Source organism: Stenotrophomonas sp. YJH_SMC_19 (assembly GCF_059367915.1).
In genome coordinates, this window is sequence record NZ_JCAFRI010000010.1 from 133,375 (window position 1) to 140,829 (window position 7,455).

7 protein-coding genes and 1 rRNA gene are annotated in these 7,455 nt (G+C 67.6%); 3 read left to right on the forward strand and 5 right to left on the reverse strand.

Going from position 1 to position 7,455, the window contains the following annotated elements:
- Positions 1 to 35: 35 nt before the first annotated feature.
- The 4 genes from tatC to AC5P5R_RS12490 form a co-directional block, all read right to left on the reverse strand.
- A complete protein-coding gene (gene tatC, locus AC5P5R_RS12475) occupies positions 36 to 785 on the reverse strand; it encodes a twin-arginine translocase subunit TatC (RefSeq protein ID WP_005411675.1) in 750 nt (249 codons plus the stop codon).
- A complete protein-coding gene (tatB, locus tag AC5P5R_RS12480) occupies positions 782 to 1,243 on the reverse strand; it encodes a Sec-independent protein translocase protein TatB (protein WP_043034409.1) in 462 nt (153 codons plus the stop codon). Before tatB ends, tatC begins: the two co-directional genes overlap by 4 nt.
- Positions 1,244 to 1,258: 15 nt before the next feature.
- Positions 1,259 to 1,486 (reverse strand): Sec-independent protein translocase subunit TatA, encoded by a 228-nt coding sequence (gene tatA / locus AC5P5R_RS12485; protein ID WP_005420453.1) that lies wholly within the window; start codon positions 1,484 to 1,486, stop codon positions 1,259 to 1,261.
- Positions 1,487 to 1,561: 75 nt separating this feature from the next.
- Complete coding sequence (locus AC5P5R_RS12490; RefSeq protein WP_005411678.1) at positions 1,562 to 2,455, reverse strand: lipid-binding SYLF domain-containing protein; 894 nt, start codon at positions 2,453 to 2,455, stop codon at positions 1,562 to 1,564.
- Between the two features lie 164 nt (positions 2,456 to 2,619).
- Between AC5P5R_RS12490 and hemH the strand changes: the two genes are divergently transcribed.
- The 3 genes from hemH to AC5P5R_RS12505 all read left to right on the forward strand — a co-directional run bounded on the left by hemH (position 2,620) and on the right by AC5P5R_RS12505 (position 6,829).
- Positions 2,620 to 3,582, forward strand: coding sequence for a ferrochelatase (hemH, locus tag AC5P5R_RS12495; protein ID WP_062605303.1), 963 nt, complete (start codon positions 2,620 to 2,622; stop codon positions 3,580 to 3,582).
- Positions 3,579 to 4,433, forward strand: coding sequence for an alpha/beta fold hydrolase (locus tag AC5P5R_RS12500; protein ID WP_100438172.1), 855 nt, complete (start codon positions 3,579 to 3,581; stop codon positions 4,431 to 4,433). Before hemH ends, AC5P5R_RS12500 begins: the two co-directional genes overlap by 4 nt.
- 290 nt (positions 4,434 to 4,723) lie before the next feature.
- Entirely contained in the window at positions 4,724 to 6,829 is a 2,106-nt protein-coding gene (locus tag AC5P5R_RS12505; protein ID WP_164281586.1) for a methyl-accepting chemotaxis protein, read from the forward strand.
- Between the two features lie 479 nt (positions 6,830 to 7,308).
- Here AC5P5R_RS12505 and rrf read toward each other — a convergent pair.
- Positions 7,309 to 7,423, reverse strand: a 5S ribosomal RNA gene (gene rrf, locus AC5P5R_RS12510).
- Positions 7,424 to 7,455 lie beyond the last annotated feature (32 nt).

Genomic DNA, 7,455 nt, shown 5'->3' on the forward strand with positions numbered 1-7,455 from the left:
AACGACTTAATCCCCTCCGTCCCCTTTTTTGTCTTTCAGGCGGCGGGCTTCTTCACTACCGACGACGGCACCAGCCAGCGTGCGGCGTGGATGCCCAGCTCGTACAGCAGGCACATCGGAATCGCCAGCATCAGCTGCGACACCACGTCCGGCGGGGTCAGCACCGCCGCCAGCACGAAGATGCCGACGATCGCGTAGCCGCGGCCTTCCTTGAACTGCTGCGGCGTCACCCAGCCCAGCAACACCAGGATCACCATCGCCACCGGCAGTTCGAAACTGCCACCAAAGGCGAAGAAGATCGCCAGCACGAAGTCCAGATAGGCATTCGCATCCGGTGTGATTGCGATCACGTCCGGGCTGAAGGTGGTGAGGAAGTGGAACACCGCCGGCAGCACCAGGAAATACGCAAAGGCGCAACCGGTGTAGAACAGCAGCACCGATGACACCAGCAGCGGCACCGCCAGGCGCTTCTCGCGTGCATACAGACCGGGCGCGACGAACGCCCACAGCTGGTACAGCAGCCACGGTACCGCCACGAACAACGCGACGAAGAAGGTCAGCTTCAGCGGTGCGAAGAAGGCACCGGCCGGGTTGGTGGCGATCATCGTCTGCCCGTTCGGCAGCTGCGAGACCAGCGGTTCGGCCAGCGCGTTGTAGAGCTTCTGGGTGAACGGCAGCAGCGCCAGCAGCACCACGCCCAGGCCCAGCAATGCGCGCACCAGCCGGCCGCGCAGTTCCACCAGGTGTTCTACCAGCGAGCTCTCGCCGAAATCCTGTTCACTCATGGGTGGCGCTCCGTGCTCTGCGCCGGCGGCGGCGTACCAGTTTCAGCGGGCGCGGCCGAAACCGGCTCGGCGGCACCACCGTCCTGCGCTGGTTCAACGGCATCGGGCGCGGCGCTCATGTGCGGCGGCAGATCCGCGGGCGCCGGTGCACGGACTTGCTGCACCAGGTCATCGCCCTGCTGCTGCGCCTGCTGGGCTTCGCGACGGATCGCTTCACCGCTGGCGCGCAGCTGGTTCTCGGTGTCCTGCATGCCCTGGCGCACATCCTGCATCTGCCGCTTGATGTCCTCGGCCTGCAGTTCGCGCTCCAGTTCCTGTTTCACCGAATCCCATTGATTGCGGGCGCGACGCACCCACAGGCCGGCGAAGCGGGCCGCCTTGGGCAGGCGCTCGGGACCGAGCACCACCAGGGCGACCACTGCAATCACCAGCAGTTCGCTGAAGCCGATATCGAACACCGCAACCGCTCCGGATCAGCGAGCGTTACGGTCGTGCTCGTCCTGCGCGGTGCGCGACGCGTCCTGGCTGCGCGACTCATCGCCCAGCTGCGCGTTCGGCTTGTCCTCGTCGCGCATGCCCTTCTTGAATTCCTTGACCGCCGAACCGAGGTCCTTGGCGCCGCTGGTCAGGCGCTTGGTGCCGAACACCAGCAGGACGATGGCCAGCACGACCAACCAATGCCAGATGCTGAAACTGCCCATAAAGACGCTCGTTACGTTAGTGATCAGGCTGTCGAGCATAGCGCACCGGCTGTCAGCCGGCGCGCGTGACGAAAGTCAGTTTCCGCCCAGCGTTTCCGTACGGATCTCGCCGTCATTCACCGGCTGGAAGCCCTGCTGCTGCGGCGGCGGGGTCTGCGGCACGTTCTGCAGCGGCGCGGTGGTGGCCTCAGCCGGCGCAGCCGGTGCTGCCTGAACAGGCGCCGGAGCAGCGGCCGGGGCGGCAGCCGGGCGCGGCGCGCTGCCGCCGTTGCCGCTGCGGTTGTTGCGCGCCGCGTAAGTGGCCTCTTCCAGGCGATCGCGGAAGGCGACCACATCCATCGACGGCGAACCGGCGGCGCGGCCTTCGAAGATCATCCGCGGCGTGGTGTTGCTGCCGTAGGCGTCCAGATTGGCGGCATCGTCGATCTGCAGCACCGCGCCATCCAGCGCGACGCCGGCAAACAGGCCGCGGGCGCGCGACCAGGACCAGATCTCGGCCTTCAGCTGGCCGTCGGTGGCCGCGGCGGCGTTGCGGCCCACCGGACCGGCGGCGACGCCAGCGTCGGCACCCAGCGTGAACTTGCCGTTGACCAGGTTGTCCAGGCTGCGGTCGTTGCGGAACACCAGCACCACATCGGAGGACTGCACGCCGGCCTGGAAGCCGATGCTGCCGCCGGTGAGCTTCACGAACACCGGGTTGGACCAGGCGCCGTTGGGCATGCGCACCGACATCAGGCCGTGGCCACGACGACCGCCAATGACCAGACCGGCCTTGATCGTGTCGGGAATGACGATGACCGCGCGGCCTTCGTCCAGCAATTTATCCGGAATGCCCTGTTCAGGGATTTCCTGGATTTCAGCCAGCACGCGCACGGCATTGCGCGCACGCTGGTCTTCCTGCGGCCCGGCCATGGCCTGGCTGGACAGCAGGCTGGCGGCGATCAGCAGGGCTTGGATCGGGCGACGCATGGCAGGCTCCAGAAGTCAGTCCATAGGAAGATATAGCAAGTGACTGAAATTAGTAGCGTTGTCATGAATCCCCAATGAGCGTTCCCTGCTCACATTGATGCGCGCTATGCCTGCAATCCGAACCCTGCATCCCGGCACGACACCGGATCGGCGACAATACCGCCATGCTCGACGCACCCGATACCGCCGTGCTGGCGGTCAACCTAGGCACGCCCGAGACGCCGACGGCCCCCGCCGTACGCCGTTACCTGGCTGAATTCCTGTCCGACCGCCGCGTGGTCGCGATCCCGCCACTGCTGTGGCAGCCGCTGCTGCGCGGACTGATCCTGCCCCTGCGCAGCAGTCGTTCGGCGGCCAAGTACGCCCAGGTCTGGCTGCCCGACGGCTCACCGCTGATGGTGCATACGCGCCAGCTGGCGCAGGCCATGCAGGCCCTGTTGCCGACCCTGACAGTGCGCCATGCGATGCGTTACGGCGAACCGGCGCTGGCCAGCGAGCTCGACCGCCTGGCAGCCGACGGTGCGCGCCGCATCGTGGTGCTGCCGCTGTATCCGCAGTACTCCACCACCACCACTGCCTCGGTTGAAGACCGCGTCGATGCCTGGCAGCGCCGCAATCCTGGCGTGACCGTCAGCCTGGTGCGCGACTATTCGGTCGATCCGGGCTGGGTCGAGGCCGTGGCCGGCTCGATCCGCCGCTACTGGGAACAGCACGGTCGCGGCCAGACACTGATGTTCTCCTTCCATGGCATCCCGCAGCGCCTGGCCGATGCCGGCGATCCGTATCCGCAGCGCTGCGAGGCCAGCGCACAGGCCATCGCCAAGGCGCTGGAACTGGGCAGGGACGAGTGGCAGATGGGTTACCAGTCGCGTTTCGGCCGCGAGCGCTGGCTGCAGCCGTATGCCGAGCCCAGCCTGTGGGCGCTGGCCGAATCCGGCGTGAAGCAGATCGACGTGGTGTGCCCCGGCTTCGCCACCGATTGCCTGGAGACGCTGGAAGAGGTCGCCATGGGCTTCACCGAAACACTGGCCGAGCGCGGCGCGACGATGCGCTACATCCCCTGCCTCAACGCCGAACCGGAGCACGCACGCGCGCTTGCGCGGCTGGCCGTGGCCTCGCTGGCATGAGTCTGCAACCGTTTGAACTGGAGGTCGGTGGCGCGCGCGTCGCCGGCCTGCGCAACCACGGCGATGGCCCGCGCGTGCTGGCCCTGCACGGCTGGCTCGACAACGCGGCCAGCTTCGTGCCGCTGGCGCCGCACCTGTCGTCGCTGCAGCTGGTTGCCATCGACCTGCCCGGTCATGGCCACAGCGCGCATCTGCCGGCCGGTGCCAGCTACACCACGGCCGCCGCGATCTGCCACGTGCTCGACGTCGCCGATGCACTGGGCTGGGACCGCTTCAACCTGCTCGGCCATTCGATGGGCGCCGGCATCGCCAGCCTCACCGCCTCGGTCAGTGACCGCGTCGAGCGCCTGGTGGCGATCGAAGCGCTCGGCGGCCTGCGCGGCCCCGAGGAAGAAACCGCCAACCGCCTGCGCGAGCATGTGAATGCCACGCGCGCACTGGCACGCAAGCAGCTGCGCGTGTTCCCCGACCTCGCCGCGCCGATCCGCGCACGGATGATTACCAACCAGCTCAGCGAGCACTGTGCACGGCTGCTGGTCGAGCGCGGCGTGGAACCGGTCGAGGGTGGCTACCGCTGGTGCAGCGATCCGCGCCTGATGCTGCCCACTGCGATCCGTCTCAGCGAAGGCCAGATCGACAACCTGCTGCAGGCCATCGCCTGCCCGACGCAGGTGATCTATGCCACGCCAGCGCAGTCCTACTACCCCGAGCCGATGCGCAGCGATCGCCTGCAGCACCTGCGCGATGGGCGGTTGGCGGTGTTTCCCGGCAACCATCACCTGCACATGGAAGATCCGGAACAGATCGCAGGCGTGATCCTGCGCTTCTTCAGCAACGACAACGCGGGCTGAGCAAAGGTATCCGCGCGCTTCACTCTGCGCGTCTGCGGCCGATACATCAGTTGCGGGCCCCTGCGTCCGCAGCACGCAGGTCCGGTCGGGCCTGCGGCGTGTGTCTGGTTCTGCAAGGAAGTCCGCATGCCTGCTCCATTGCACCGTCACCCACAGGATGTGGCCGCGGTGTCCCGTCTCCGCGTCGCTGATCGCGTCGCATTCCCCGAATTCCCGGCTCGCGCCCTGGTCACGCACTCCTGCGTGCGCCGCGGCGTGGCCGTTGTCGTCTGCTGATCCAGGAGTCGCCGATGTCCGTTGCATCCTCCCGTCCCCCCGATACCGCCCGCCTGCCGCACCTGCAGCAGCTCGCGCACCGCGCTGACCGCCGCCTGCTGATCGGCAGCGCGGTACTGGCCTTGGCTGGCCTGACGCTGGCCCTGCGCGGCCCGCAGGTGCAGGCCGCCGCGTTGGCGGCCGTCGCCGTGCTGCCAGCCGCGTGGTTGGGCGGGGCCCAGGCGGGCCGGGCCATCGCCCGCAACGGTCTGGCGTTGCTGTTGTCGCTGCAGCTGGCCGTGTTGTGCGCGATCATCAGCCTGTCGCCGGCATTGCCGATTGCCCTGCTGCTGGGCGTGCTGCTGGGCCATCGCGATCGCCTTCCGGTGTGGCTGGCCGGTGGCGTCGGTACGCTCGCCCTGCTGGCACCGCTACAGGGCGGTGCCGCGCTGTGGCCGACGCTGCTGCAGGCCGGCATGCTCGCGGGCCTGACCCTGTTCCTCGGCCAGGTCGCACTGCGCCTTCGGCAGCAGACCGAGGCCCTTGGCCACGGCCCGCGTCGGCTTGCCGCGCTCGCACGCGATATCGCCACCGGTGCCGATCTTGGCGCGCATGCCGATACCGGCGCCTATGCGCCGGGTTCACTGGCCCACGCCCTGGCCGACACTGCACGCCACGTGCAGGCCCAGCGTGGGCGCGAAGCCGCGTCACATGCCGAGAACGCGCAGATCCGCCAGGCCCTCGATGCCTCGCGCACCGCGATGATGATCGCCGACAACGACCATGTGATCCGCTACGTGAACCGCTCGGTGGTGGCACTGCTGCGCAACCAGCAGGCGACGTTGCGACAGGCCTTCCCCGATTTCGACGCCGAGCGCCTGGTCGGCAGCAGCATCCATCGTTTCCACGCCAACCCGGACCGCATCCGCGCGATCCTCAACGGCCTGCAGGTAGCGCACAACGGCAAGGTACAGATCGGCCCGGTGCACTTCGCGCAGGTGGTCACGCCGGTGTTCGACGCGCAGGGCGTGCGCCTGGGCTTCGCCGTGGAATGGCATGACCGCACCCATGAGCTCGCGCTGGAGAATGCCGTGGCCGGCATCGTCGCAGCGGCGGCGGCCGGTGACCTCGACCAGCGCCTGCAGGCCACTGAAGGCGCCAGCTTCCTCGATGGCCTGACCGGTGGCATCAACCAGCTGCTCGATACGCTCGGCAGCACCGTCAACGAAGTACGGCAGATGCTCTCGGCACTGGCCAACGGCGATCTGGATCGACGCATGCACGGCGAGTATCACGGCGCCTTCGCTGCCATCCAGCGCGATGCCAATGCCACCGCCGGGCAGTTGGCACGCATGGTCGGCCGCATCCAGGAATGCGCGGCGTCGATCAGTACCGCCGCCAGCGAGATTGCCGCCGGCAACGGCGCATTGTCCGAGCGCAGCGAGCGCCAGGCCGCGCACCTGCAGGAGACCGCAGCATCGATGGAGGAACTGACCGCCACCGTGCGCCAGAACGCCGCCCATGCGCGTGAGGCCAGTGCGTTGGCGGCCTCCACGCAGAGCGCTGCCAGTGACGGCAACACGGCCATGCAGCGGGTGGTCGATACCATGCAGGCCATCGAAGGTGCCTCGAAGCGGATCGGCGACATCACCGGCGTCATCGACGGCATTGCCTTCCAGACCAATATCCTGGCGTTGAACGCAGCGGTGGAGGCGGCACGCGCCGGCGAGCAGGGCCGAGGCTTTGCCGTGGTGGCCAGCGAGGTGCGCGTGCTGGCGCAGCGTTCGGCGGCGGCCGCACAGGAGATCAGGAAGCTGATCGACGAAGCGGGCCGGCAGGTGGGCGAAGGTGCCCAGCTGGTGGCCGATGCCGGCCAGCGCATGCAGGGAATTGTCGGCGGCGTGGAGGATGTCAGCCACCTGATGCGCGAGATATCCGCGGCGTCGCAGGAGCAGTCGGTCGGTATCGAGCAGATCAACCAGACCGTGGTGCAGATGGATCAGGCCACGCAGCAGAATGCGGCGCTGGTGGAAGAAGCCACCGCTGCCGCACGCGAGCTGCAGAACCAGGCCGGCACGTTGACCGAAGCGGTCTCGGTATTCCGCCAGCAGGAACCGCTCGAGGTCTCGCGGGTCGCCTGATCCGGGCCTTCCATTCGAGTCTGATCAGGACGGCGCCCGCAGGGCGCCGTCTTTTTATGCGTGACCTGCCCCTGGTAGTGCCGGCCGCTGGCCGGCAACCGATTGCTGTGTGGGCCTGCTGTTGGTAGCGGCCAACCTTGGTTGGCACCGCTGCTCCTCGCAGGGGGTATCCACGCATGGCGTGGATCTACCGGGCGATGTAATGCCATCGGGTTGCCGGCCAGCGGCCGGCACTACCCGGTGTTTACCGCGTACAAAGTTGCCGGCCGCTGGCCGGCAAACGACCGCTGTGTGCGCCTGCTGTTGGTAGCGGCCAACCTTGATTGGCGCCTTTGCTCCTCGCAGAGGGCATCCACGCATGGCGTGGATCTACCGGGTGATGTAATGCCATCGGGTGCCGGCCAGCGGCCGGCACTACCCGCATTTACTACGCACAAAGAAAAACCCCGCTGCGTGAGCAGCGGGGTTTTGGGTGTAAACCCTGACGATGACCTACTCTCGCATGGCTTGAGCCACACTACCATCGGCGCAGCTGCGTTTCACTTCCGAGTTCGGGATGGGATCGGGTGGTTCCACAGCGCTAATTTCACCAGGGAGGCGGTTGGAGCGTCGCCATCCGATACAGC

What these genes read in the sequence shown, in the direction of transcription:
- tatC (WP_005411675.1), bottom strand. Translation starts at nt 785, where the DNA reads ATGAGTGAACAGGATTTCGGCGAGAGCTCGCTGGTAGAACACCTGGTG.
- tatA (WP_005420453.1), bottom strand. Translation starts at nt 1,486, where the DNA reads ATGGGCAGTTTCAGCATCTGGCATTGGTTGGTCGTGCTGGCCATCGTC.
- AC5P5R_RS12490 (WP_005411678.1), bottom strand. Translation starts at nt 2,455, where the DNA reads ATGCGTCGCCCGATCCAAGCCCTGCTGATCGCCGCCAGCCTGCTGTCC.
- hemH (WP_062605303.1), top strand. Translation starts at nt 2,620, where the DNA reads ATGCTCGACGCACCCGATACCGCCGTGCTGGCGGTCAACCTAGGCACG.
- AC5P5R_RS12500 (WP_100438172.1), top strand. Translation starts at nt 3,579, where the DNA reads ATGAGTCTGCAACCGTTTGAACTGGAGGTCGGTGGCGCGCGCGTCGCC.
- AC5P5R_RS12505 (WP_164281586.1), top strand. Translation starts at nt 4,724, where the DNA reads ATGTCCGTTGCATCCTCCCGTCCCCCCGATACCGCCCGCCTGCCGCAC.